Origin of the sequence: Pseudoduganella namucuonensis (assembly GCF_900116645.1) — a bacterium.
Taxonomy (GTDB): domain Bacteria; phylum Pseudomonadota; class Gammaproteobacteria; order Burkholderiales; family Burkholderiaceae_D; genus Rugamonas; species Rugamonas namucuonensis.
The window spans coordinates 363,389-386,958 of record NZ_FPBO01000001.1 but is presented as its reverse complement, the minus strand read 5'-3'; the positions used below and the strand labels follow the sequence as shown (position 1 = coordinate 386,958).

The window sequence follows — 23,570 nt, the reverse complement described above, 5'->3', positions numbered from 1 at the left end:
CTTTGGCAAATCTTACAAAAAAACCACAGTCGATATGTTAAACGAATAAATAGTGGATGTTGCTTTAGCACGACAGTGCGGGAAATTTTGATTACCAACTGTCAACAAAGCGCGATGTCCTCGCATTCCTTATGCGAGATGTTTCGGCGGCAAAAATATACAATACCGAACTTCCAGGAGCCTACTCATCATGAAAATCAAACAACTCAGTATGACGATCGCCGCCTTGTGCGTGGCAGCCAGCGCCAGCGCGGCAGCCCCCAAGCTGGGCATCGTCTACGACGCGGGCGGTAAGTTCGACAAGTCGTTCAACCAATCCGCCTTCGAGGGCGCCTCGCGCTTCAAGAAAGAGACCAACATCGGCTTCATCGAAGTGCAGGCCAGCAGCGACACGCAGGCCGAGCAGGTGCTGCGCGGCCTGGCCCGCAAGAACCTGGACCTGATCGCCTCGATCGGCTTCGCGCAGACCCAGGCCGTGGCCAAGGTCGCCAAGGAATTCCCGAAGGTGCGCTTCGTGCTGATCGACGGCGTGGCGCAGGGCGCCAACGTCAACTCCATCACCTTCAAGGAAGAGGAAGGCTCCTACCTGGTGGGCGTGGCCGCGGCCATGGCGTCCAAGACCAAGAAGCTGGGCTTCATCGGAGGCATCGACATTCCGCTGATCCGCACCTTCGCCTGCGGCTACGCCCAGGGCGCGAAGGCGGTCGACAAGAAATCGGAAGTGTTCCAGAACATGGTGGGCACCACCGCCGCCGCGTGGAACGATCCCGCCAAGGGCGGTGAACTGGCCCGCTCGCAGTTCGAGCGCGGCGTGGACGTGGTGTTCGCCGTGGCCGGCGGCTCCGGCATGGGCACGCTGCAGACCGCCAAGGAAAAGGGCAAGCTGTCGATCGGCGTCGATTCCAACCAGAACAGCCTGTACCCGGGCAGCGTGCTGACCTCCATGGTCAAGCGCGTGGACAACGCCGTGTACGACGCCTTCATGCAGGTGAAGGACGGCAAATGGCAGGCCGGCGTGACCGCCAAGGGCTTGAAGGAAGGCGGCGTGGACTGGGCGCTGGACGAGCATAACCGCAAGCTGATCACCCCGGAGATCGAGAAGAAGGTGCTGGGCGTGCGCAAGGACATCATCGACGGCAAGACCAAGGTCATCGACTATCGCGTCAGCAACAGCTGCCCGGTTTAATCGTGTACCTTCAAGAGAACGCGCCGGCGGGTCGTCCCCGTTAGGCGCGTTTTTTAGTCATAGACAACCAACTTCCAGCGACCCTATGCACCCAGCAGTAGAATTTCGCGGCATCTCCAAGCAGTTCGGGGCGGTCAAGGCGAACACGGACGTCAGCTTCGCCATCGCCAAGGGCGCCATCCACGGCCTGGTGGGCGAGAACGGCGCCGGCAAATCGACCCTGATGAGCATCCTGTACGGCTATTACCGGGCCGACAGCGGCGACATCCTGCTCGACGGCCAGGTCCAGCCCATCCACAGCAGCCACGAGGCGATCCGCCTCGGCATCGGCATGGTGCACCAGCACTTCATGCTGGTGGAGAACATGACTGTGCTCGACAACGTGATGCTGGGCGCGGAGGGCGGCTTCCAGCTGGCCTCCCAGCGCGCCGGCGTGGAGGCCAGGCTGCGCGAGATCTGCGCCCGCTACCGCCTCGACGTCGACCCGCTGGCCACCATCCACGACCTGTCGGTGGGCGCGCAGCAGCGCGTCGAGATCCTCAAGCAAATCTACCGCAGCGCCAACATCCTGATCCTGGACGAGCCGACCGCCGTGCTGACCGCGCAGGAGACCGCGTCGCTGTTCGAGATCCTGCGCCTGTTCAAGGAACAGGGCAAAACCATCATCCTGATCACGCACAAGCTGCAGGAGATCCTGGACATCACCGACACCGTGACCGTGATGCGCGGAGGCCGCGTGGTGGGCGCGGTGGAAACGGCGCGCACCTCCAAGGAGGAACTGGCCAACATGATGGTGGGCCGCCCCATCGAGAACAACCTGCCGCGCGCGCCCTACAAGCCGGGCGCGCCGGTGCTGGAGGTGCGCGACCTGGAGCTGAAGGACGACAACGGCGTCACCTTGCTGAACAAGCTCAATTTCACGCTGCGCGCGGGCGAGATCGTCGCCATCGCCGGCGTGTCCGGCAACGGCCAGAGCGAGTTGATGGAGATCCTGTCCGGCATGCGGCTGCCCACGTCCGGCCAGGCCGACTTCCAGGGCAAGCCCCTGCCCTACGGCAAACGGCACGACCCGGACGGCCTGCCGCGCGAATTCCGTGAACTGGGCATCGGCCACGTGCCGGAGGACCGCTTGCGCGACGGCGTGGTGAAGAACTTCTCCGTCATGCAGAACACCTTCTTCGGCTACCAGGACAAGGTGAAGAACCGCTGGGGCCTGATCGACTTCAAGGGCATCGCCGCGCGCTGCGCCGGGCTGCTGCGGGAGTTCGACGTGCGCCCCGCCAATCCGGACCTGCGCATAGGCCTGCTCTCGGGCGGCAACCAGCAAAAGGTGGTGATCGCGCGCGAAGTGCTGGCGGGCCCCAAGCTGATGCTGGTGGGCCAGCCCACGCGCGGCGTGGACATCGGCACCATCGAGTCCATCCACACCCAGCTGCTGGCCCTGCGCGACAAGGGCGTGGCGATTCTGCTGGTGTCCGTGGAACTGGAGGAGGTGCGCGCGCTGGCGGACCGCATCCTGGTCATGTGCGGCGGCAGCATCACCGGCGAACTGAAAATCGAGGAATTCGACACCACCCGTATCGGCCTGCTGATGGGCGGCATGCATAAATCATGAACAATAACGACCTGCCACGCTGGGCCACAGCCTTTGTGCTGCCCGTACTGAACCTGATGTCCGCGCTGCTGGTGGCCGCGCTGGTGATCCACCTGCTGGGCGAGGACCCGGTGGACTCCATGCGCATCCTGATCAACAGCGCCATCGTCAATCCCGAGGGCCTGAGCTACACGCTGTTCTACGCCTCCACCTTCATCTTCACCGGCCTGTCGGTCTCGATCGCGATGCAGGCCGGCCTGTTCAACATCGGCTCAGAGGGGCAGATGTACTTCGGCGGCCTGGGGCTGACCCTGGCCATGCTGGCGCTCGACGCGTCCCTGCCCTGGTGGCTCTTGATCCCGTGCGGAATCGCCGGCGCAGCGCTGTTCGGGGCGCTGTGGGCCTTCCTGCCCGGCTACCTGCAGGCCAAGCGCGGCAGCCACGTGGTGGTGACCACCATCATGTTCAACTTCATCTGCGCCTCGCTGATGAACTTCATCATCGTCAAGTACCTGATACCGCCGGGCGAGCAAAACACCGCCAGCCGCGTGTTCTCCGCCGCCGCCGAGATGCCGCGCCTGAACACCTGGTTCCCGGTGCTGGGCGACACGCCGCTCAACGTCAGCTTCCTGCTGGCCATCGCGGCGCTGGCCGTGTACGGCGTCATGGTGTGGCGCTCGGCGTGGGGCTACAAGCTGCGCGCCACGGGCCTGAACAAGCACGCCGCCCACTACGCGGGCGTGAAGATCAGCTCCATGATCATCATCGTGATGCTGATCTCGGGCGCGCTGGCGGGCCTGGGCTCGGTGAACTCCATCATGGGCTCGACCCACTACCTGTCGCTCAACTTCGTCGGCGGCGCGGGCTTCGTCGGCATCGCCATCGCGCTGATGGGGCGCCAGCACCCGGTCGGCATCTTCCTGTCCGCCGTGCTGTTCGGCGCGCTGATCCAGGGCGGCTTCGACCTGTCGCTGGAAAAACCGAACATCCCGACCGAGACCTTCATCTTCATCCAGGGCTTGATCATCCTGTTCTGCGGCGCGATGGAGAACTTCTACGCGCCGGTCATCGGCAAGCTGCTCAGGGCCAAGGGCTAAGGGGACATCGATATGAACTTTGAAGACCTGCATCTCGGCAGCATCCTGGTATCGACCGTGCGCAACGCGCCGGTGCTGATTTTCGCCGCCATGGCCGGCCTGTTCGCCGAACGTTCAGGCGTGATCGACATCGGCCTGGAGGGCAAGATCCTGGCTTCCGCCTTCGTCTCGGCGGCGGTGGCCTTCGCCACGCAGAACCCGTGGTACGGGGTGGCGGCCGGCGTCGCCATCTCGGTCGCGCTGGCGACGCTGCAAGGCTATGTGAGCATCACGCAAAAGGGCAACCAGCTGGTGGGCGGCATCGCCATCAACATCGCCATGAGCGGGCTGACCTTCGTGGTCGCCCAGTTCTTCTTCCAGCAGGGCGGCCGCACGCCGGACCTGGGCCAGGCGCGCCTGTTCGACGTGGTGCTGCCCGGATCCGCCGCCGTGGCCGACCTGCCCTTCATCGGCTGGCTGTACACGAAGCTGATCGGCGGCCACTCGGTGCTGGTGTACCTCGCGTTCGCGCTGGTGCCGCTGGTGCACTGGGTGCTGTACCACACCCGCTTCGGCCTGCGCCTGCGCGCCTGCGGCGAGAACCCGCACGCCGCCGACGCCGCCGGCGTCTCGGTGGAATGGACCCGCTACAAGGCGATGATCATCGCCGGCGTGCTGTGCTCCTTCTCGGGCGCGTATCTCGCCATCGTGCAGAGCGGCTTCTTCCTGCGCGACATGTCCGCCGGCGCCGGCTACCTGGCGCTGACCGCCATGGTGTTCGGCAACTGGCGTCCGGTGTACACTTTCCTGGGCTGTTTGATGTTCGGCTTCTTCGGCGCGGTGCAGATCCAGATCGAGGGCGTGGACCTGCCGGTGGTGGGCCGCCTGCCAGGCTCGCTGATCCAGATGGTGCCGTACGTGGTGACCGTGATCGTGCTGGCCGGCCTGATGGCCAAGTCGGTGGCGCCCAAGGCGATCGGCGTGCCGTTCGTCAAATCGCGGTGATTTGACCGGGGGACGGGGCGTCCGCCTCGTCCCCGCGCCAAGCTGCGGGCCAACCCATAGGAGGTGCCTTTGAACACATGCAAACTGCTTGCGCTCCTCACGCTCAGCGCCATGGCCGGTTCCCTTCACGCGCAGGACGAAGACGGCGTCCTCCCCTATCGGCCGTCGGTGTCGAGTCCGGCCCAATTGCCGGCGGCGGGGCAGCTTGAATTCGAGATTGGCGGCTTGAGCACCAGATCGGACAACGACAGGCGCGCAAGCCTGCCCTATACATTCAAACTGGCGTTCGACGAGCAATGGGGCTTGCTGCTCGGCGGCGAAGCCCACGTCTCGTCGCGCGAGGGCGGCCGGCGCCAGCGCGGCATAGGCGACACTTCGCTGGTGCTCAAGCGCGCGTTCCTGGTCGACAGCGCCACCGCGTTCGGCCTCGAATTGGGCGTGAAGCTCCCCACCGCCAAAGACACCATCGGCAGCGGCCGAAGCGATTACACCATCAACGGCATCTACAGCCGGGACATCGGCGCGGTCCACATGGACGCGAATCTGAACGCGACACGGCTGGGCGCCTATGAGGCCGGTACCGGACGCATCCAGACCGGATGGTCCGCCTCGTTTTCCACGCCAGTGTCGGACAAGTGGGGCGTGACCACCGAGGTGTCGGGGACACGCCGGCGCGGTCAATCCAGCACCGCCCAGCTGCTGTTGGCCGCCGCGTACAGCCCTAACAAGCGCCTTACCATCGATTTCGGTGTCGCCAAGGGCTTGAATTCCGCCAGCCCGGATAGATCGCTATTCGGCGGCGTGGTGCTGCCCTTGGCCAGACTTTGGTGAGAAGCCTGCGATGCCCCGCCGAAATGAACTCCGATGCATTGGAAGCGGCCTGCTTCATTCCTTCGTTAGCCGCAACAACGACCTTGTCGGGTACTGGGCGCTTGGAAAGCTTTATCTCCATGCGAAGCGGGTTGGCAAGACCAGCATCACGCTGGACCTCTTGCGGGAGACCACGCTTCCATCTCTTACACACCTATACAAGACGCACGATTTCGCGCTGATCAATGCCCGCTACCAGTCGATGCTTGACGAGTTGCTGGCGCGACGCGCCGTGCCCAAGACTTGGCTTTCCGGCGCGCTGATGTCGATCGAGTTTGAAAGCAAAACCGCCGCCCCGACATACCTGAAAATCGGCAGGGACGCCGCCGCCTACACTTGCACGTTGACACTCGTCGACGACTTGGGAAACCAGCATATATTGCGCGCGGCTGGCTGGTGCCGCCCGCATAATCCATCCTTGGAAACACGAAGTACCCGAACATAAGCTGATTGCATGTAGTTCCGCGGTTTGACTCGATATTGCGCTTGTGCAATCATCACTTGCATCCACTCTTTTTCCACCTTCCCGCATGCAAAAGAAAATCGATCCAACACGGCGCTCGTTCGTCATCGCGGCAGCGGGCGTCACCACGGCGCTGACGGTGGCTGGCGCCACGTCCGGCTGCCAGGCGGATTCCGGGGCGGACCGTCAATTGCGGTTCGCCACGCTCGCCGCGGCGGAGGACGAACTGGCGCGGCTGGCCCAAGCCGGGGAGCTCGCTTCGAGCGCCGTGTGGACCTGGGCGCGGACGCTGGCGCATTGCGCGCAGAGCATAGAGTTCTCGATGTCTGGCTACCCGCAATCGAAATCCGAGCTGTTCCAGCGGAGCGTCGGCGCGGCCGCGTTGGGCGTGTTCGCGTGGCGCGGCCGCATGACGCACGATCTGGCCGAACCGATACCGGGCGCGCCGTCGCTGGAGGCGGTGGCCGATCCCGCCCCGGCGCTGGAGCGCCTGCGCGCCGCGATCCTCGCGTTTCGCGCCTGGTCCGGCCCCTTGCGGCCGCACTTCGCCTACGGGCCGCTCGATAAAAAGGAGTACGAACTCGCCCACGCCATGCACCTCGCCAACCATTTGTCCGCCTTCCGCGCGAAAAGCTGAGCCAGTCCGTCCACATTCTTCTTCAGGGCCCGCCCATGTCCATCATCATCTCCGTCGCGTGCGTTTCGCTTGCCGGCGTTTCGACCTTCCTGTGGCGGCGCCAGGTCAAGCTGCGGCGCGAAGCCCATATCCGCAGCTTCGTCCTGCCCAAGGGCCTGTTTGAAAAGCTGCGCGAGCGGCATCCGAATCTGACGATGAAGGATTGCCAGCTGGTCGCGCAGGGCTTGCGCCAGTTCTTCCTGGCGCACCTGAAAAGCGGCCGCAAATATGTGTCGATGCCGTCCCAGGTCGCGGACGATTTGTGGCACGAGTTCATCTTGTACACGAAGAATTACCAGCATTTCTGCCAGCAGGCGTTTGGACGCTTCCTGCACCACACGCCGGCCGTGGTGCTGAGCAAGGATCAGCAGGGCAACGCGGGCATCCGCCGAAGCTGGTACTACGCCTGCCACGAGGAAAACATCAATCCGAAGCAGCCAACGCAGCTGCCGCTGCTGTTCGCGCTGGACAGCAAGCTGGGCATACCGAACGGCTTCGTCTACGTGGCCGACTGCCGCGGCGTGCAGCGCCAGGGCGACAGCGCCAGCGGCGGCGGCGCCTACTGCGGCGCTGAAATCGGCAGTTCGGGTTGCGGCGGTGGTGGCGGCGGCGATGGCGACTCGGGTAGCGGCAGCGGCAGCGACGGCGGTGGCGGCGACGGCGGCTGTGGCGGCGGAGGATGCGGCGGTGGCGGCGATTAGGCGTCACGCCCCGCGTCTTGGGGAATGGCCTGCCGACGAAGCCCATCCCTTATAATTCCGGCAATCCTGGGCGCCAGCCCGGCACTTCAAATATCTGACTAGGCTTTCATGAACAAGATTTCCCACCTGGGCGCGCGTCTTTGCTGGCTTTCGTTTGGCATCCTGATGGGCGGTTACCGGATGATCGAGGGGGTGCAGCACGGATCGGTCGGCATGCTGGTCTCGGCCTCGGGCTGGCTGCTGCTGGGCGTGTTGTGGTTCCTCAGCCCGCTCATCATCGGCAGGGCCAATGGCGTGGGCTTCGACAAGAAGCGCGAGGCGGCCCTGGGCTCCGACGGACTGCGCACCAAGCTGCTGCTGGGCGCCGTGGCCTGCGTGTTTCTCGGCATGATACTGCGCTCCGGCTTCGGGATGTAAGCCATGCATGCCATCCACCTGGCCGCCGGCGCGCGCATCTTTTCCGGCGGAGCGGCTTGAGCGCGCCGCATCGACTCCTGCGCCGGCTGTTCCTGGCCAACGCCACGGTCCTGATCACCCATCAGATCGACGCGGCGTACTGGCGCGAGTGGGAGCTGTTCCTGATCCCCGGCGGCAACCAAGTGAACCTGCTGCTCAACCTGCCCATCATCGCGCTCGTGCTCTATGCGCACAGCCGCGTCGTGGCCGACCCGCCCGGCGGCCTGGCGTATCACAGGCTGCTGGCCGCGCTGGGTTTCCTCACCGTGGGCATCCACGCCTTTTTCTTCGCCCACGGCACCGACGCCTTCCGCCAGCCCATGTCCATCGCCCTGATGGCGACGACCGGCGCGCTCTCGCTGTGGCAGCTCGTCGCCCTGCGGCGCCTTCAAGCGGGCGAGCCCCGTTAGCCAGCGGTTCTATAATTTCAGCCGGACTGAAATCAAGGAGAATCGCATGGAACTCCATCGAGGCAGACTGGTTGACCATATCCACTTGCGCGTGGCCGACCTGGCCACCAGCAAACGCTTTTACCAGGCGGTGTTCGCGTCCCTGGGCCGCCCGGACGTCATCGTCGAGGGACCGGACTTTTTCTACGCCGACGAGCTGTTCGTAAACAAGGCGGACGACTACACTTCCCGCGTGCACCTGGCCTTCCAGGCCGCCGACCGGGAGGCCGTCCAGGCCTTCCACAAGGCCGCCCTGGCGGCGGGGGGACGCGACAACGGCGCGCCGGGCGAGCGGGCCTACCATCCAGGCTATTACGGCGCCTTCGTGTTCGACCCGGATGGCAACAACATCGAGGCGGTGTTCCACGGCGCCTCGCGGCGCTCCGCCGATTCGGTGGTGATCACCCCGGCCGGGCCCTAATCCGGCCTCCCCCGCCAAGTGGAGTAGACTGGGTGCATTCACCGGAGCGGAGTGCACCCATGGACGCATTGCTGTCTTTACTCTCCCGCGGCGTCACCGACGCCGGCTACGGGGCCATCCTGATCTACACGCTGGTGGCCACCCACGTCACCATCATTTCGGTCACCGTGTTCCTGCACCGCGCGCAGGCGCACCGCGCGCTCACGCTGCATCCCGCCCTCAGCCATTTTTTCCGCCTGTGGCTGTGGCTGAGCACCGGCATGGTGACGCGGGAATGGGTGGCCATCCACCGCAAGCACCACGCGCACTGCGAAACCGCGGGCGATCCGCACAGCCCCGTGGTGCTGGGCCTTGACACGGTGCTGTGGCGCGGCGCGGAGCTGTACCGCGCGGCGGCCAGGGACGACGCCGAAATCCGGCGCTACGGCTTCGGCACGCCGGACGACTGGATCGAACGCCATCTCTACAGCCGCTACACCTGGCAGGGCGTGGGCGTGCTGCTGGTGGCGGACCTGGTCCTGTTCGGCGCCATCGGCGCGACCGTGTGGGCGGTGCAGATGCTGTGGATACCGTTCCTGGCGGCCGGCGTGGTGAATGGCATCGGCCACTTCTGGGGCTACCGCAATTTCGACTGCAAGGAGGCGGCCACCAACATCTCCCCCGTCGGCTTGCTGATCGGCGGCGAGGAGCTGCACAACAACCACCACACCTACGCGCGCTCGGCCAAGATGTCGGTCAAGTGGTACGAGTTCGACGCCGGCTGGATGTATATCTGCCTGTTCCGCGCGCTGGGCCTGGCGCGGGTGCGCGAGCTGCCGCGCGTGCCGCGCCTGCGGCCCGACCACAACGAGGTGGACATGCAAACCCTGCTCGCCGTGCTGGCCAACCGCGCGCGCGTGATGGCCGACATGGCGGTGTCGCTGCGCGGCGTCTGGCGCAGGGAACTGGAGGCGCTGCGCGGCGTGGACGCGCCGGACTGGAAGGCGGCGCGGCGCTTGCTGCGGCGCGATCCGGACAATCTCAGCACCGAGCACCTGGACCAGTTGAACCGCCTGCTCGCGCACAGCGAGGTGCTGCGCCACGTGCAGGAACTGCGCGCGGAACTGGTCCAGCTGTGGCGCCGCTCGCACGCGACGCCGGACCAGCTGCTGGACAGCCTGAAGGCCTGGTGCGCGCGCGCCGAGCTGTCCGCCTGCGAGCCGATGCGGCGCTTCGCCCGCACCCTGCGCGCCTACGCCTGATCCCGCGGGAACAGGTGCAGCTGCGCGTACTGCAGCAGCATGATGGTCTTGCCGTCGCGGATGGCGCCGCTGGCCATCATGCCCACCGCGTCGTCGATCGACAGCTCCAGCACCTCGATATCCTCGCCCTCCTCCTCCAGCCCGCCGCCCTCGCCGGCGCGCGACGCGGCGTCGTATTCGGCGACGAAGAAGTGCACCCGCTCCGTCACCGAACCGGGGCTCATGAAGGCCTCGAACACCTTGCGCACGTCCGTGACGCGGTGGCCGGTTTCCTCCTCAGCCTCGGCGCGGATGCGGTCCTCCGGGCTGGCCCGGTCCAGCAGGCCGGCGGGCGCCTCGACCAGGAAGCCGTCGTGGCCGTCGCCGAAGGTGGCGTAGCGGAACTGGCGCACCAGGATCACGCCGCGCCGCGCGCGGTTGTACAGCAGGATCACGGCGCCGTGGCCGCGGTCGTAGGTTTCGCGCGTGAGCGTCTGCCAGCGGCCGTCGGCGCGGCGGTAGTCGAACGTGGTCTTGCGCAGCAGGTACCAGTCGTCGGACAGGGTTTGCACCTCTCGTATCCTCACGCGTTCCTCCGGCATGGCTCGCTCCTCGATGTGTTTGCGTTTTTTCACGATATCATGCAGTATCGTGCAATATCAAGAAAATTCGTGCAACCATGCTGACACGCCAAAGAAAAGAACTGCTGCTGAAAATCCTCCGCGAGGACGGGCAGATCGTCGCCAGGACGCTGAGCGAGCAGCTCGGCCTGTCCGAGGACACGATACGCCGCGACCTGCGCGACTTGGCCAGGGAAGGCCTGCTGGAGCGGGTCCACGGCGGCGCCCTGCCCGCCTCGCCGGCCATTGGCAACTTCGCCGAGCGCCAGGCCATTTCGGCCGACCACAAGCCGGCCCTGGGCCGCGCCGCCGCCGCGATGGTGCAAGCCGGGCAGGTGGTGTTCGTCGACGGCGGCACCACGGCGGTCCAGGTGGCGCGCCACCTGCCGCGCGACCTGAGGGCCACCGTGGTCACGCACAGCCCCTCGGTGGCGGTGGAGCTGGTGGAGCATCCGACGGTGGAGGTGATCCTGATCGGCGGCCGCCTGTTCAAGCACTCCATCGTCAGCGTGGGCGCCGCGGCGCTGGAGGCGATCGCCCAGATCCGCACCGACATCTACTTCATGGGCGTGTGCAGCGTGCACCCGGAGGCGGGCGTGACGACGGGCGACTACGAGGAGGCCTGCGTGAAGCGCGCGATCGGGGCGGCGTCGCAGCGCACCATCGTGCTGGCGTCGCCGGAGAAACTGGACACGGCCTCGCCCTTCCAGACCGTGCCGCTGGCGCGGGTGGGCGGCATCATCGCCAACGCCGGCGTCGACGAGGCGCTGCTGGCGCCCTACAGGGCGATGGGCATCGCCATCACAATCGCAACATGATGGCGGTGTAGCGCTTGCTGGCCGGCGACGCAGATGGCAAACTGGCCGGATGAAGCCCGCTCCCCTCCCACGCAGGAGTTTCATTCTCGGTTCGCTGGCGGCCTGCTCGGCGCTGGGTGGCGCGCTGGCGGCCGAGCCTGTGCGGGTGGTCTATCCGCGCCACATGGGCGTCACCAACAGCCGCTACGAGTACGACTGGCTGGTGCTGCGCACCGCGCTGGAGAAGTCGTCCGCCGCGCTCGGGCCGTTCACGATGTCGCAGCTGGACGAGGCCATGTCGCCCCGGCGCGTGACGCAGGAGCTGGCGCTGCCGCGGGGGCGCATCAACGTGCTCGCGCGCGGCACCTCGCGCGAACTGGAAAGGGACTTCCTGCCTGTCCGCATCCCCATCGACAAGGGCTTGCTGGGCTTTCGCGTGTTCCTGATACGGGCCGCCGACTTGCCCCGCTTCGCCGCCGTGCGCACGCTGCAGGACCTGCGCCGCTTCCGCGCCGGACAGGGCAAGGACTGGGTGGACATCGACATCCTGCACGCGGCCGGCATACCGGTGGTGGAGGGCTCCTACTTCGACGGCCTGTTCTCGATGCTGATGGTGGGCCGCTTCGACTTCTTTTCGCGCGGCGTGGACGAGGTGGTGCTGGAGCTGGAGGAGCGGCGCGCCCGGTATCCGCACATGGTGATCGAGCCGACGCTGCTGCTGCACTATCCGCTGCCGCGCTACCTGTTCGTGCGGCGCGACGCGGAGGGCGAGCGGCTGGCCAAACGGCTCAGGGCCGGGCTGGAGACGATGGTGCAGGACGGCACCCTGAACGCCCTGTTCAGGCAGCACAAGGGCCCCGTCATCGAGCAACTGAACCTGGAGAAGCGCAGGCTGATCGCCCTGCCCGCCACGCTGGCCACGCCCGAGACGCCGCTCAACCGCCCGGAGCTCTGGTACAACCCGCAGGCTGAACGGTAAACTCAAACCGGGGACAGACCCGCGACCGGCGGCGCCATCCAGGTTGTTGGCAGGCGGCGCGGTGGGTCCGTCCCTCGGGTTACGGCACGGTCTACGGCCAGATCGCCTGCAGCACGGCGGCCAGGTGGTAGCCACCCTTGATCAGCTGTTCCTTGGCCAGGGCCGACGAGGGCACCGGGTAGTTGTCCGGCACCGTCAGCGTCCACACGGTTTCCTTTTCGCCGTTGCTGCGCGTTTGCTGGCCGGCGGCGCCGGCCTTCACGTCGGCGTGCGCCAGCTTGGCCGCCGCCAGCGCGTCCTCGGCCCACTGGTAGGGCCATTCGGCCGGATCGCCGGTGTTCGCCGCCACCACCGGCTTGCCGCCGATGGCGATCTGCGCGAACTGTTCCGGCGTGCGCGCGCTCACGCGCCGCATCGCGTAATCCACCACCGTGGTGTCCCAGTACGAGTGCAGCGGACGGGTGGGCCTGGGCGCCGTCGCCGGCTTGCCCTCGGCGTCCTCCCGCGGCGGCGCGGCCGGTATCAGCTGGCCGCTGCTGGCGGCCAGCTTCGCCTCGTCCAGCAGCAGCGCGTTGCCGCCCAGCGAGTTGTAGATGGTGACGCCGTCCACCTGCTCCTGGCGGGTCGGCACCACGAAGGCGCCGTCCTTGCCCACATAGGTCGCGCCCACGTGCAGCGGCTGGTGCACGTCGCCGGCCAGGTGCGCCAGCAGCAGCAAGGCCTGGCGCCTGGTGAAGCGGTGCGGGTTGACGGCCGCGCCGTCCTTGCCCTGCAGGACCCAGATCGCCTGCCGCAGCGACTGCACGATGTCGTGCTCCATCGTGCCCACGCCGTGGTCGTGGTAGGCGTGCAGCTGGAACGGCACGTTCACGTAGTGGTACTCGCTGTGCTTGGGATTGGCCTTGGTGTAGTCGTTCATCTCCGGCGTCTGCGGGCCGCAGAAGCTGCCCTTCACGCAGTCCATCCAGGTGGACACCTTCTCCAGGCTCTCGCCCGGCAGCAGCAGGGCGCGCACCTGCTTCTCCGCGTTGCTGCCCTTGATCAGCTGGTCGGCGATGGCGCCCACGGCGCGGTGGCCGTCGCTGCCCCACGCCATGGCGTTGGACGCCACGCCGACGCCCAGCGCGGCGCCCAGCGCCGCCACGGATAACAGTTTTTTCACTCTTCTTTGCCCTTGTTCGGTTTCGGGTAGTTCTTGTTCACGTCCAGCGGCGCCGCGTACTGCGAGCTCCACAACTGCTCGTGCAGCGCGCCCAGGCGCTGCGCCATCTTCTCGTTGCGCAGCACGATTTCCAGGTTGCGCGACAGGTCGAAATAGCCGCCCGCCCAGTTGCTGGTGCCGACCCACGCCAGCTTGCCGTCCACCGTCATGGTCTTGCTGTGGATGACGCGCGCGAACGGGATGAAGCCGGTCGACGCGGCCGGCAGGGTCACGATCCGGATCTCCACGTTGGGCACCATGGCCAGGCTTTTCAGGTAGGCCAGCGCCGGCATTTCGGTGTTCCAGTTGGAGACCATCAGCTTGATCTTCACGCCGCGCTGGGCGGCCTCGCGCACGGCGTTGTCCACCACCGCGTAATACGGACGAGCGCCTTTCGCGCCGTAGCTCAGGGGAGCGTAGTCCAGCAGCTGCACCCGCACTTCGCTTTGCGCCTCGGCCAGCATGGCCGGCAGGCCGCGCTCGGAATCGATCACGCCGGGCGGGTTGTAGGCGTAGGGGCTGGACAGCAGGAAGGCGTCCTGCGCGTAGTTGGCGTAGTTCGCCCCACCGGCGCCGGTGCCGACCTGCGGCGCGTTCAGGCCGCGCTCCTGCAGCACCTGCGCGCGCCAGTCCTGCTCGAAGACGGCCTGGATCTGCTTGACCACCCTGTCGTCGCTGATGCGCAGGCCGGTCTCGTGGATGTGCGCGAACGCGCGCCAGTCGAAGTTCTGGCTGCCCATGAAGGCCACCGCCTTGTCCACCACCAGGTACTTGGCGTGGATGATGCCGTTGCCCGTCAGCTGGCTGTAATCGAGGATGCGCAGTTCCAGATTCGGGATCGCCTTCAGGCGCTCGATGGTGGGCGCCTCGGACAGGTTGACGCCCTTCTTGTCCATCAGGAAGCGGATCTTCACGCCGCGCTTGCCGGCCGCCTCCAGCCGCTCGAACACCTTCTCGAAGGCGCTGCCCGGCTTGACGACGGCGTAGAACTGGCCGATCACGATTTCCTTCCTCGCGTTGTCGAACAGCTCGGACCACACGGCGACGGGATCGCGCAAGTCCGGATTGGGCAGCGCCGTTTCCACCGGGTTGGTCAGCACCAGCTCGTAGCCGGGAATGGCGAAGTCGGCGTGGGCGCCGCCGACGGCGGCCGCCAGCAGGGTGGCCAGCGCGAGCCTGGATGGGGAAATACGCATGGTGCTTCCTTTCTTATTTGATGCGTTGGATGCGGCCCGCCGCGACGGCGGCGCCGGCCGGCTTGCCGTCCTGGTCGCGCCTGGCGAGGTAGGCCGCCAGCGCGTCGATGTCGCGGATGGCGGTGGGCGCGCGGCTCGCGCCGCGCGTGAAGGTCGGGTAGCTGTCCCCGCCCTCGGCCAGGAAGTGGTTGGTGACGACGCGGTAACTGCTGTCCGGCTCCAGCGGCACGCCGTGCAGCAGCACGCTGCCCGGCACCACGCGCGCGCCCTCGGGCCGCTTTTCATCCCACTGGTAGCCGAAGCCCTCGGACACCTGCAGCACGCCGCGCGAGCCGGCCCTGCCGCCCATGAATTGCTCCTCCAGCAGCGCGTATATCTGCGCGCCGGTCAGGTTCAGCACTTCCAGATCGTTCCCGAACGGCAGCACCGCCTGCAGCTGTCCCAGCGTGGCGACCTTGTCCGCGCCGGTGCTCAGCGCCAGGCGGATGCCGCCCCGGTTCACGAACGCGATCTGCGCGCCGTAGCCGCGCGCGGCGTACAGCTGGGAGTCGGCCACCACGTCGCCCAGCGCGAATTCGTCGGCCTTGTCCTCGCTCAGCTCCATGGCGGCGACGGCCACGCGCGCCACCGGCCTGGCCAGCACCTGGCCGCTGCGCTCGCGCACCGTCCGCAGGTAGGCATCCATGGCCGGATCGGCCGGGTGTTTGCCCTGCTCCAGCACCACGTTGCGGGCGCTCTCGCCCACCACCTTGCCGCTGGCCCGGTCGACGCTCAGCTTGATGCGCGACATCACGTGGCCGCCCATCTCGGCCTGCGTCACCAGGCGCCCGTCCACGCGGCACAGGTAGCCCTTGTGCGAGTGCCCGCTGACGACCACGCGGATGGCCGGGTCCAGCTTCTTGACGATGTCCACCACGTCGCCCCGCAGGTCCGGGCAGTCCGGCCGGTCCAGCGCGGAGGCGGTGCGCCCGCCTTGGTGGATCAGCACCACGTAGGCGTGCACGCCCTGCGCGCGCAGCTCCGGCAGCACGCGGTTGATGGCCTGCGCCTCGTCGGTGAACTGCAGGCCGGCCACGCCGGAGGCCAGCACCGCCGACGGCGTGTCCTTCACCACGGCGCCGATGAAGGCGATCTTCACGCCGTGCGCCTGTTCGATCTTGTAGGCCGGCAGGAAGGGCTTGTTGGTGACCATGTCGATCACGTTGGCGGCCAGGTACTGGAAGTTCGCGCCGGGCCACACCGGCTCGAACTTGCAGGCCTTTTCCGGGCGGGGCGACACGCAACCGCCCTTCTGCTGGCGCAGCAGCTCCAGGCGGCCCGAGCCGAATTCGTGGTTGCCCACGGAGGTGGCGCGCAGGCCCAGGCGGTTCATCGCGCCCAGCGTGGTCTCGTCGGCCCACATCGCCGAGATGGCGGGGCTGGCGCCTATCAGGTCGCCCGCGCCCACCAGCAGCAGCTCGCGGTCCTCCTTGCGCCAGGCCTGCAGCGCGGCGGCGATGGTGTCGATGCCGCCGGCGGTGACGGTGCGCGTCTTGCCGGCCGCGTCGGTGTAGGTGAGCCTGCTCGGCTCGAGGTTGCCGTGGAAGTCGTTCAGCGTGGCCAGGTTGATGTCGACGACGCCGGGGGGCCGCGGCGGCGCGCCGGCGCAGCCCGCGAGCAGGGCCGCCAAGGCCAGCGCCATGGCGCGGTGGGTCTGGATGGTCTTCATTGCGAAAGATGGTGCCGGTAATGGCTTATTGTACTGTTGGATGGCCGCTCCCCGGCGCGCGCCGGGACGGCGGAAACGTTACGTTACAGAGCCGCCGCGCGAAAAAAAAGGCTGGTGTCGCCACCAGCCTTTTTACGCGGCTACCCGGACAGGCTTAGAACTCGTACTTGACGGTGGCCTGGATGGCCCACTGGGACTCGCCCTTGGCCTGGCGCACGTCCAGGTCTTCCACCTTGTCGCGCAGTTGGTAGATGTACTTGCCGGTGGCGGGGTCCAGACCGGCGTAGTCCACGAAGCTGCGCGCCTGGGCGCCGGCGGACTGGAAGCCCACCTCGTTGATACGGCCCCACTTCTTGTTGATCAGGTTGCCCACATTGAAGATGTCGAACGTGAACGTGGCTTTGTGGCCGCTGATGAAGCTCGGGATCTCCTGGCTGACGCGCATGTCGAAGCTGTTGGTCCATGGCGCGAAGTCGCTGTTGCGGCTGATCACGCCGCCGGCGGCCTTCTTCAGCGCGCCGTTGGTGTCGACGATGTTCCAGAACTTGGTCTCGTTGGCCTTGTTGGTCGCGGTGTCGCCCTTGAAGATCACCTCGCCCGAGCCGAAGGCCGACGGGATGTACATCAGGTCGTTGCCGGCCAGGCCGTCGCCGTTCAAGTCGTTGTTGACGGTCCAGCTGAACGGCTTGCCCGAACGGCCCTCATAGAACATGCCGAAGGTGGTGCGGTAGGTGCCGAAGAAGCGCTTCTGGAAGTTCACGTAGGCGTTCAGGCGGTCCTTCACCAGGTAGCTCGAGTTGGCGTTGACTTGCTCGTTCGGGTTGAAGACCGAACGGCCCGACCAGTTCGAGTTCGAGGTCGACGACGTCAGCGGCGACACTTCCTTCGCCTCGGTGTAGGTGTAGGACGCGGACCAGCCGAAGCCGGCCGTCATCGGGCGGGTCAGCGACAAGGTCAGCAGGTTGGAGCCGCCCTGCTTGGTCTTGGCGGCCAGGATCACGTTGCCGAACGAGGAGTTGGCGCCGGAGCGGGTGCGCAGGCCGGTGCAGGTGGCGCCGGTGGCGATCGAGCCGCCGGTGGCGTTCCAGCACGCGGTGTTGTAGGCCTGCTCGGTGTAGTACAGCTCGCGGCCGTCGGTGCCGGTGCGGGTGGGCGCGCCGATGTTCAGGTTCTGGTAGTAGATGCCGTCCTTGACGTCGATCTTCAGGTACTCGGCGCCGAAGGTCACGCCGGCCCATGGCAGTTCATGGTCGAAGGCGATGTTGGCTTTCCACACCGAAGGCTGGCGCAGGCCGGGCGCCAGGATGTCCACGTTGGCCGCCGGCGGCGTGCCGGTGAAGGTCGGCTGGTTGTTGATGTCCGCGCTGAACACGCCGCCGGTGGTCGGGCAGGCCGCGTAGCCGCTGATGCCGCAACCGACGGTGCGGGTCACGACGCCCGGGTTGGAGAAGGCGTTCGACACCCACACGGTGGCCGCCGAACCCTGGAACAGGCCGACGCCGCCGCGCACCTGCATCGGGCGCTCGCTGTCGAAGCTGTAGTTGAAGCCGGCGCGCGGCTGCACCAGTTTCTGGCCGTCGAAGGTGTTGGTGTTGTCCAGGCCGAAACCGCCGGTCTGGCGGCCGGTCGGCGAGATGCGGGCGATGGTGGCCGCGGCCACAGCGGTGTTGACCGGCGGACGGTCGTCCATGCTGTTGGCGTCCACGCGCACGCCGCCGCTCACGGTCAGGCGCGGGCTGACGGTCCAGGTGTCCTGGATGAACACGCCGGTGTTCTTCATGCTGAACCGGGCCACCGCGTCCTCCAGCGTGCGGCCGGGATTGGCGATCTGGGTCTGGTAGGACAGTGGACGGCCGCGGCTGAAGTTCTCCAGCACGGCCTGTTCCAGCTGCGCCGCCGACAGGCTCGAGCAGCTGACGTTGGTCGCGGTCGGCGACACGCCGGTCACGCCGCTGTAGCTGATGTTGTTGATGCAGGCGAAGGTGTAGTTGCCGTACACGTTCTGCAGGAAGGCGTTGTACACCTTGTTGTCCTGGTAGTCGCCGCCGAACTTCAGCTCGTGGTCGCCCAGCGACCAGTTGCCGCCCAGGTAGACGTCCTTGGTCTTGGTGCCCAGCACGTTGCGCTGGCGGCTGTTCTCCGTGCCGAAGTTGATGAAGCGGTTGGCGGTCGACAGCGCGGCGGGCGCGCCGGCCGGCAGCGCGCCGGAGAACTGCAGACCGACCAGCGGCATCTGCGAGTTCACCTTCGGCACCGAGTCATAGTCGCGCGAGGACAGTTTCAGCTCGGTGGAGAAGTTCGGGGTCCAGTCCGAGGTCAGCTGGGCCACCATGGTTTCGATGGCCTTTTCCTGGCTGTACCAGGTCGAGTTCAGCGAGATGCCGGTCGCGCTGAGCAGCGGGAAGATCGGCTCGGCCTGCTCGGTTTTCGAGTAGCGGAACATGGCGCGGTGGTCGTCCGTGATGTTCCAGTCCAGTTTCAGCAGGCGGTCCTCGACGTTCAGCTTGGTGCCGCTCGGCACCTCGGAGGTGCCCGCGTCCAGGCCGTAGCGGTCCTTGGCGATCGCGGTCGCCTGCGCGATGGCGGCGGCGGTCACGCCGACGTTGGTCTTGTCGCTGCCGATCGGGCCGAAGGCCGGCGCGGTGCGGGTCGATTCCAACTTCTCGTAGTTGGCGAAGATGAACAGCTTGTCCTTGATCAGCGGCGCGCCGATGGTGAAGCCCTTGGTGGTTTCCTTGAACGGCGCCGGATCGGCGTAAGTGCCGTTGGTGGCGTTGAAGCGCTCGCCGGCCAGGCCGTCGTTGCGGAACACGTAGTAGACGCTGCCCTTGACCTTGTTGGTGCCGGACTTGGTGACGGCGTTGATGTTGCCGCCGGTGTAGCCCTTCTGGGTCACGTCGTAGTTGGCGACGTTGACCTGCACCGACTGGATCGCCTCGATCGAGATCGGCTGCTTGGAGGTCGGGGAGCCGCTCGCCTCCAGGCCGAAGGTGTCGTTCACCGCCACGCCGTCGATGGTCAGCGAGTTGTAGCGCGAGTTCTGGCCCGCGACGGACATTTCGCCGCGTTCCTTGTCGGTCTGCGACACGCGCGGGTCGGTGCGGGCGTAGTCCTGCAGGTTGCGGTTGATCGAGCCCTGGATCGCCAGCTCGGTGGAGCTGATGCTGGTGCCCGAACCCATGGTCGATTTCGAGAACTTGTCCGAACGGCCGCCGGAGACGCCGGTGACGGTCACGGTCTGCATGCCCGCGCCCAGGGTCGCGTCCACGTTGGCCGTCTCGGCCAGCTGCACGTAGACGTCCTTGCGGGTTTCGCTGACGCCGTTCTTGGTGATGGTGATCGTGTACGGACCGCCGACGCGCAGGCCGCGCGCGACGTAGCGGCCTTCCGCGTCGGTCACCACGTTGCTGGCGGAACCGGATTCCGTGTGCACGATGGTGACGGTGGCGCCGCCCGCCGGCTTGCCATCGGCTCCGGAAATGCGGCCGCCGATCGCGGAGGTGGTGTTCTGGGCGAACGACGGCGCTGCCGCTAGCGCAATAGACAGGCTGAGCGCGAGTTGCGTCAACCGGAGCCGTTTATGCTTGATCATTGTGGTACCCCAAAAAAAGACAATTATTATCGAACGCTGGTAGCCGCCTGGCGGACGGCGCCAGCTTCCTCTTTTACTGCGCTGCAAACTTTGCGGCGCGACGCGCCGAACGATCTTTATTCCACTGTGCAACGAATAAGTCTATGTTTGCAATATTTCAAGAACGTGACACCGGCTGAACCGCGATGACGGAAACTATTGCAAGGAAGCAGCTTAAAGACGCTGATCCCACTATGCATGAAGCAAAAAAGCATGACAAATTCGATTTTCCAATCGGATTTATATGAAAAATATATAAATCGGCCAGTTTTAGTCGAACGACGGGCTGGCCGTCAGGGGAGTGGGCCGAAATTATAAAGTTGACTGAATTCACTTCATGTGAAGAACGCAAAAAGGACGCCGGGGCGCGTCCTCGATGTGGCAAATAGGCCACATAAGTGCATTGGAAACATTGTTGCGGAGATATATCCTATAGTCGTTTTTCCGCGGAATGCAGGCCGATTAAGACGTTATTTCCTAGATGAATGCAGCGAAGACGCAACATCGGCCTCGAATCGGGCGAATTTGCCGTCCAGCGCCTTCAGCAGGCGCCGCTTGTCCTGCTCGGCCAGGAAGGAGTAACGGATGCTGTCGTAGGACAGCTTCTTGACCTCGGCGTAGTCGGTCTTGTAGCGGCTGGCGTACAGCACGTACTCGTTCGACAGGTTGTTGCGCGACACGCCGGCGTCGTCCGTGGCCAGCACGAAGGGCACGCCGTATTTGCGGTACAGCGTGACCGGGTGGGCGTCGCCCTTGACGCCGAGGATGAATTCGTTGCTGGTGAGGTTGACCTCGACCGGGACGCCGCGCGCGCGCATTTTCTTCATCAGCGCCACCGGATCGCGCTCGTGGGCGATGTCCATGCCGTGGCCGATGCGGCTGGCGCCGGCCACCTCCACCGCCTCGGCGATGTGCGACTGCAGGCCCTCCGGCGGCACCATGCCCAGGGACAGCTCGCCCGCGTGCAGCGCCAGCTTCACTTCCGGGTGTTTCGCCTTCAGGAATTTGAACATCCGCATGTGCAGCGTGTAGTCGCGCATGGACACCATGGTGCTCTCCTGGCCCACGATGTTCACGCCGACCACTTTCGGGTTCTGGAGGGCCAGCTTGAAGCTCGACACCATGGACGAGAACACCTGCGACGGCGACAGGAAGCGCAGCACGAAGGGCTGGTAGCGCATGGTGAAGCGCTCGTCGTCGATGCCGGCGCTGGCGCTGTCCACGTTGGCGTTGTAGGCGGCGGTCCAGCCCTTCCAGGCGGCGTCCTTGTCCAGCGCAGCCATCAGGGTTTCGAAATGGTCGTTCAGGCGCGCGGAGTCGGCGCCGGCGGCCAGCACGGCCTGGTCGAAGTCCGGATACGACGCCATCGGCGCCAGTTCGAACACGGTCTCGATGTAGCCCAGGTTCTCGTTGATGGCGCGCTGCTTCAGGCGGCGCAGGCCGTCGGCGGTGTTGGTGGACGCCACCGGGTTGAAGTAGCCGAAGGTGTCGAAGAAGGTGCGGTCCGGCGGCGTTTGCTGGCCGCCGTGGTTGTGGAAGTCCTTGGTGGCCCAGCGCTGCAGCAGCTCGGCCAGCATGGCGTTGTCCTGCATGACGGCCTCGCCGGACAGGCAGGTCCGGTCGGCGGCGGCCCTGGCGCGCTGGGCGGCCACGGCGGCGGCGTTGGTCTCGATCTGGTAGCTGCCCTTGTTGACGCAGTAGTTCTGCTTGTCCACCCACTCCAGGAACTGCTCGGCATAGATCGCGCCGGAGTAGTGGTGGTGCAGGTCGCCGCCCTTGGGCATCAGGGTGAAGAACATGGTCAGCTCGGCGGTCCTCGGCTGGCCTCCCGACACCAGGGACGCGAAATGGCGCCTGGTGATGTCCTCGTTGCTGGCGGCGCCGGCGTTGAAGGCGGACGCCATCGCGACAGCGATGAGCAGTTTCGGGATGTGCTTGTGCATGGGCTGGCGCCTTTCTGTGAATTGTGGAAAGGGCAGCCTCCCCCCGCATGCGCGCCCCGGCGTCGCGCCCTACGCCCTGCGGTGCACTTCGCGGCCGGCGGCGTAGGTGGCGGCGATGGCGCGGTCGTCGCCCAGCAGCGCCAGCGCGAACAACAGCTCTTCCAGGCTGTCGCAGTGCGCGGTGCGGCGCGCCAGCAGCGGCGTCGCTTGCGGGTCGAGGACGATGAAATCCGCCTCGGCGCCCGCCGCGAAACCGCCTATCGTGCCCTCCAGCCGCAGGCTGCGCGCCGCGCCCAGGGTGGCCAGGTAGAACATGCGCAAGGCCGGCAGGTAACTGCCCTTCAAGCGCGCTACTTTATAGGCTTCGTTCATCGTTTGCAACATGGAGAACGAGGTGCCCCCGCCCACGTCGGTCGCCAGCGACAGCAGCATGCCCGCCTGGTCGGCGCGCTCGAAATCGAACAGGCCGCTGCCGAGGAACAGGTTGGAGGTGGGGCACACCGCGACGGCGGCCTGCGTCTCGGCCATGCGCGCGCGATCGCGCTCGTCCAGCCAGATGCAGTGGCCATACACGGCGCGCGGACGCAGCAGGCCGTATTTGTCGTACACGTCCAGGTAGCTGCGCGCGGAGGGGAACAGTTCCAGCGCCCAGCGGCATTCGTCCTCGTTCTCGGCCACGTGGCTCTGGATGTAGATGTCCGGGTACTTGCGCGCCAGCTCCCCCGCCACCACCAGTTGCGCCTCGGTGGAGGTGGGCGCGAAGCGCGGCGTGAGCGCGTACAGGGCGCGGCCGCGCTTGTGCCAGCGCTGGATCAGCGCTTCGCTGTCCCTCCCGCCGGACTCGGCGCAGTCGCGCAGGAAGTCCGGGCAGTGGCGGTCCATCAGCACCTTGCCGGCGGCCATGCGCAGGCCGCGCTTTTCGCTGGCGGTGAAGAAGGCGTCCACCGATTGCGGATGCACCGTGCAGTAGACCAGCGCCGTGGTGGTGCCGCAGCGCAGCAGCTCGTCGAGGAAGAACTCGGCCACGCGTTCGGCGTGGGCCGGGTCCTCGAACCGGCGCTCGGTGGGGAAGGTGTAGGTGTCCAGCCAGGGCAGCAGGCCGGGCGCGGGCGAACCGATCATGTCGGTCTGCGGGTAGTGGATGTGGGTGTCGATGAAGCCCGGCGTGATCAACTTGCCGCGATGGTCGTGCACCGCGGTGCCCGGCGGCAGCGTGGCGCGCAGCGTGGCATAGTCGCCCGCCGCCCGGACCTTGCCGTCGGCGACGACCAGCAGGCCGTCCTCGTGCCAGTGATGGGCGTCCGGCGTGAAGGCCGGATCGGCGTGGAAGTGCAGCAGGCTGGCGCGGTAGGCTTGCACGGTGGCGTTGGTCATGGGC

General features: G+C 66.4%; 21 protein-coding genes. 14 read left to right on the top strand and 7 right to left on the bottom strand.

Annotated elements, in window-relative coordinates:
* Nucleotides 1-190 precede the first annotated feature (190 nt).
* The 12 genes from BM436_RS01695 (at nucleotide 191) to BM436_RS01640 (ending at nucleotide 10,138) form a co-directional block, all read left to right on the top strand.
* Complete coding sequence (locus tag BM436_RS01695) at nucleotides 191-1,186, top strand: BMP family lipoprotein (RefSeq protein WP_093552799.1); 996 nt, start codon at nucleotides 191-193, stop codon at nucleotides 1,184-1,186.
* An 85-nt stretch (nucleotides 1,187-1,271) separates the two neighbouring features.
* Complete coding sequence (locus BM436_RS01690; RefSeq protein WP_093552797.1) at nucleotides 1,272-2,801, top strand: ABC transporter ATP-binding protein; 1,530 nt, start codon at nucleotides 1,272-1,274, stop codon at nucleotides 2,799-2,801.
* Nucleotides 2,798-3,877 carry an ABC transporter permease gene (locus BM436_RS01685; RefSeq protein WP_093552795.1) on the top strand — a complete coding sequence of 360 codons (1,080 nt, stop codon included), beginning with the start codon at nucleotides 2,798-2,800 and terminating at the stop codon, nucleotides 3,875-3,877. Before BM436_RS01690 ends, BM436_RS01685 begins: the two co-directional genes overlap by 4 nt.
* Before the next feature lie 12 nt (nucleotides 3,878-3,889).
* Nucleotides 3,890-4,861: an ABC transporter permease gene (locus BM436_RS01680; RefSeq protein WP_093552793.1), complete on the top strand. Its 972-nt coding sequence runs from the start codon at nucleotides 3,890-3,892 to the stop codon at nucleotides 4,859-4,861.
* A gap of 69 nt (nucleotides 4,862-4,930) precedes the next feature.
* Entirely contained in the window at nucleotides 4,931-5,692 is a 762-nt protein-coding gene (locus BM436_RS01675) for a transporter (protein ID WP_229488740.1), read from the top strand.
* A gap of 10 nt (nucleotides 5,693-5,702) precedes the next feature.
* Nucleotides 5,703-6,176 carry a hypothetical protein gene (locus tag BM436_RS01670; protein ID WP_093552791.1) on the top strand — a complete coding sequence of 158 codons (474 nt, stop codon included), beginning with the start codon at nucleotides 5,703-5,705 and terminating at the stop codon, nucleotides 6,174-6,176.
* 85 nt (nucleotides 6,177-6,261) lie between these two features.
* Nucleotides 6,262-6,831 carry a DUF1569 domain-containing protein gene (locus BM436_RS01665; protein WP_093552789.1) on the top strand — a complete coding sequence of 190 codons (570 nt, stop codon included), beginning with the start codon at nucleotides 6,262-6,264 and terminating at the stop codon, nucleotides 6,829-6,831.
* Nucleotides 6,832-6,866: 35 nt separating this feature from the next.
* Complete coding sequence (locus BM436_RS36900) at nucleotides 6,867-7,571, top strand: glycine-rich domain-containing protein (protein WP_093552787.1); 705 nt, start codon at nucleotides 6,867-6,869, stop codon at nucleotides 7,569-7,571.
* A 108-nt stretch (nucleotides 7,572-7,679) separates the two neighbouring features.
* Nucleotides 7,680-7,988 carry a hypothetical protein gene (locus BM436_RS01655; protein ID WP_093552785.1) on the top strand — a complete coding sequence of 103 codons (309 nt, stop codon included), beginning with the start codon at nucleotides 7,680-7,682 and terminating at the stop codon, nucleotides 7,986-7,988.
* A 56-nt stretch (nucleotides 7,989-8,044) separates the two neighbouring features.
* Entirely contained in the window at nucleotides 8,045-8,437 is a 393-nt protein-coding gene (locus BM436_RS01650) for a DUF6713 family protein (RefSeq protein ID WP_229488738.1), read from the top strand.
* 46 nt (nucleotides 8,438-8,483) lie between these two features.
* Nucleotides 8,484-8,897: a VOC family protein gene (locus tag BM436_RS01645; RefSeq protein ID WP_093552783.1), complete on the top strand. Its 414-nt coding sequence runs from the start codon at nucleotides 8,484-8,486 to the stop codon at nucleotides 8,895-8,897.
* Nucleotides 8,898-8,956: 59 nt separating this feature from the next.
* Nucleotides 8,957-10,138 carry a DesA family fatty acid desaturase gene (locus BM436_RS01640; RefSeq protein ID WP_093552781.1) on the top strand — a complete coding sequence of 394 codons (1,182 nt, stop codon included), beginning with the start codon at nucleotides 8,957-8,959 and terminating at the stop codon, nucleotides 10,136-10,138.
* Here the strand turns inward: BM436_RS01640 and BM436_RS01635 are convergent.
* Nucleotides 10,129-10,719, bottom strand: a complete 591-nt coding sequence (locus BM436_RS01635) for an NUDIX domain-containing protein (protein ID WP_093552779.1) — start codon at nucleotides 10,717-10,719, stop codon at nucleotides 10,129-10,131. The two genes, BM436_RS01640 and BM436_RS01635, sit on opposite strands and share 10 nt — an antisense overlap.
* A 77-nt stretch (nucleotides 10,720-10,796) precedes the next feature.
* Here BM436_RS01635 and BM436_RS01630 point away from each other — a divergent pair, with 77 nt between their 5' ends.
* Both BM436_RS01630 and BM436_RS01625 read left to right on the top strand, forming a co-directional pair.
* Nucleotides 10,797-11,555, top strand: a complete 759-nt coding sequence (locus BM436_RS01630; protein WP_093552777.1) for a DeoR/GlpR family DNA-binding transcription regulator — start codon at nucleotides 10,797-10,799, stop codon at nucleotides 11,553-11,555.
* Nucleotides 11,556-11,604: 49 nt separating this feature from the next.
* Nucleotides 11,605-12,513 carry a hypothetical protein gene (locus BM436_RS01625; RefSeq protein WP_229488736.1) on the top strand — a complete coding sequence of 303 codons (909 nt, stop codon included), beginning with the start codon at nucleotides 11,605-11,607 and terminating at the stop codon, nucleotides 12,511-12,513.
* A gap of 91 nt (nucleotides 12,514-12,604) precedes the next feature.
* Here the strand turns inward: BM436_RS01625 and BM436_RS01620 are convergent, their stop codons facing one another.
* The 6 genes from BM436_RS01620 to guaD form a co-directional block, all read right to left on the bottom strand.
* A complete protein-coding gene (locus BM436_RS01620) occupies nucleotides 12,605-13,675 on the bottom strand; it encodes a S1/P1 nuclease (RefSeq protein ID WP_229488734.1) in 1,071 nt (356 codons plus the stop codon).
* The gene (locus tag BM436_RS01615; RefSeq protein WP_093552775.1) at nucleotides 13,672-14,910 is read right to left on the bottom strand and encodes a phospholipase D-like domain-containing protein; all 1,239 of its coding nucleotides are present in this window, start codon (nucleotides 14,908-14,910) and stop codon (nucleotides 13,672-13,674) included. Before BM436_RS01615 ends, BM436_RS01620 begins: the two co-directional genes overlap by 4 nt.
* Before the next feature lie 13 nt (nucleotides 14,911-14,923).
* Nucleotides 14,924-16,618, bottom strand: coding sequence for a bifunctional metallophosphatase/5'-nucleotidase (locus BM436_RS01610; protein WP_093552773.1), 1,695 nt, complete (start codon nucleotides 16,616-16,618; stop codon nucleotides 14,924-14,926).
* Nucleotides 16,619-16,772: 154 nt separating this feature from the next.
* Nucleotides 16,773-20,210: a TonB-dependent receptor gene (locus tag BM436_RS01605; RefSeq protein ID WP_093552771.1), complete on the bottom strand. Its 3,438-nt coding sequence runs from the start codon at nucleotides 20,208-20,210 to the stop codon at nucleotides 16,773-16,775.
* A 509-nt stretch (nucleotides 20,211-20,719) separates the two neighbouring features.
* A complete protein-coding gene (locus tag BM436_RS01600; protein ID WP_093552769.1) occupies nucleotides 20,720-22,192 on the bottom strand; it encodes an adenosine deaminase family protein in 1,473 nt (490 codons plus the stop codon).
* A 69-nt stretch (nucleotides 22,193-22,261) separates the two neighbouring features.
* Complete coding sequence (gene guaD / locus BM436_RS01595) at nucleotides 22,262-23,566, bottom strand: guanine deaminase (protein ID WP_093552767.1); 1,305 nt, start codon at nucleotides 23,564-23,566, stop codon at nucleotides 22,262-22,264.
* Between the last annotated feature and the right edge of the window lie 4 nt (nucleotides 23,567-23,570).

Bases quoted from the DNA above. Each gene is read 5' to 3' on its own strand.
- BM436_RS01695 (WP_093552799.1), top strand. From the start codon at position 191: ATGAAAATCAAACAACTCAGTATGACGATCGCCGCCTTGTGCGTGGCA.
- BM436_RS01690 (WP_093552797.1), top strand. From the start codon at position 1,272: ATGCACCCAGCAGTAGAATTTCGCGGCATCTCCAAGCAGTTCGGGGCG.
- BM436_RS01685 (WP_093552795.1), top strand. From the start codon at position 2,798: ATGAACAATAACGACCTGCCACGCTGGGCCACAGCCTTTGTGCTGCCC.
- BM436_RS01680 (WP_093552793.1), top strand. From the start codon at position 3,890: ATGAACTTTGAAGACCTGCATCTCGGCAGCATCCTGGTATCGACCGTG.
- BM436_RS01670 (WP_093552791.1), top strand. From the start codon at position 5,703: ATGCCCCGCCGAAATGAACTCCGATGCATTGGAAGCGGCCTGCTTCAT.
- BM436_RS01665 (WP_093552789.1), top strand. From the start codon at position 6,262: ATGCAAAAGAAAATCGATCCAACACGGCGCTCGTTCGTCATCGCGGCA.
- BM436_RS36900 (WP_093552787.1), top strand. From the start codon at position 6,867: ATGTCCATCATCATCTCCGTCGCGTGCGTTTCGCTTGCCGGCGTTTCG.
- BM436_RS01655 (WP_093552785.1), top strand. From the start codon at position 7,680: ATGAACAAGATTTCCCACCTGGGCGCGCGTCTTTGCTGGCTTTCGTTT.
- BM436_RS01645 (WP_093552783.1), top strand. From the start codon at position 8,484: ATGGAACTCCATCGAGGCAGACTGGTTGACCATATCCACTTGCGCGTG.
- BM436_RS01640 (WP_093552781.1), top strand. From the start codon at position 8,957: ATGGACGCATTGCTGTCTTTACTCTCCCGCGGCGTCACCGACGCCGGC.
- BM436_RS01635 (WP_093552779.1), bottom strand. From the start codon at position 10,719: ATGCCGGAGGAACGCGTGAGGATACGAGAGGTGCAAACCCTGTCCGAC.
- BM436_RS01630 (WP_093552777.1), top strand. From the start codon at position 10,797: ATGCTGACACGCCAAAGAAAAGAACTGCTGCTGAAAATCCTCCGCGAG.
- BM436_RS01625 (WP_229488736.1), top strand. From the start codon at position 11,605: ATGAAGCCCGCTCCCCTCCCACGCAGGAGTTTCATTCTCGGTTCGCTG.
- BM436_RS01615 (WP_093552775.1), bottom strand. From the start codon at position 14,910: ATGCGTATTTCCCCATCCAGGCTCGCGCTGGCCACCCTGCTGGCGGCC.
- BM436_RS01610 (WP_093552773.1), bottom strand. From the start codon at position 16,618: ATGAAGACCATCCAGACCCACCGCGCCATGGCGCTGGCCTTGGCGGCC.
- BM436_RS01605 (WP_093552771.1), bottom strand. From the start codon at position 20,210: ATGATCAAGCATAAACGGCTCCGGTTGACGCAACTCGCGCTCAGCCTG.
- BM436_RS01600 (WP_093552769.1), bottom strand. From the start codon at position 22,192: ATGCACAAGCACATCCCGAAACTGCTCATCGCTGTCGCGATGGCGTCC.
- guaD (WP_093552767.1), bottom strand. From the start codon at position 23,566: ATGACCAACGCCACCGTGCAAGCCTACCGCGCCAGCCTGCTGCACTTC.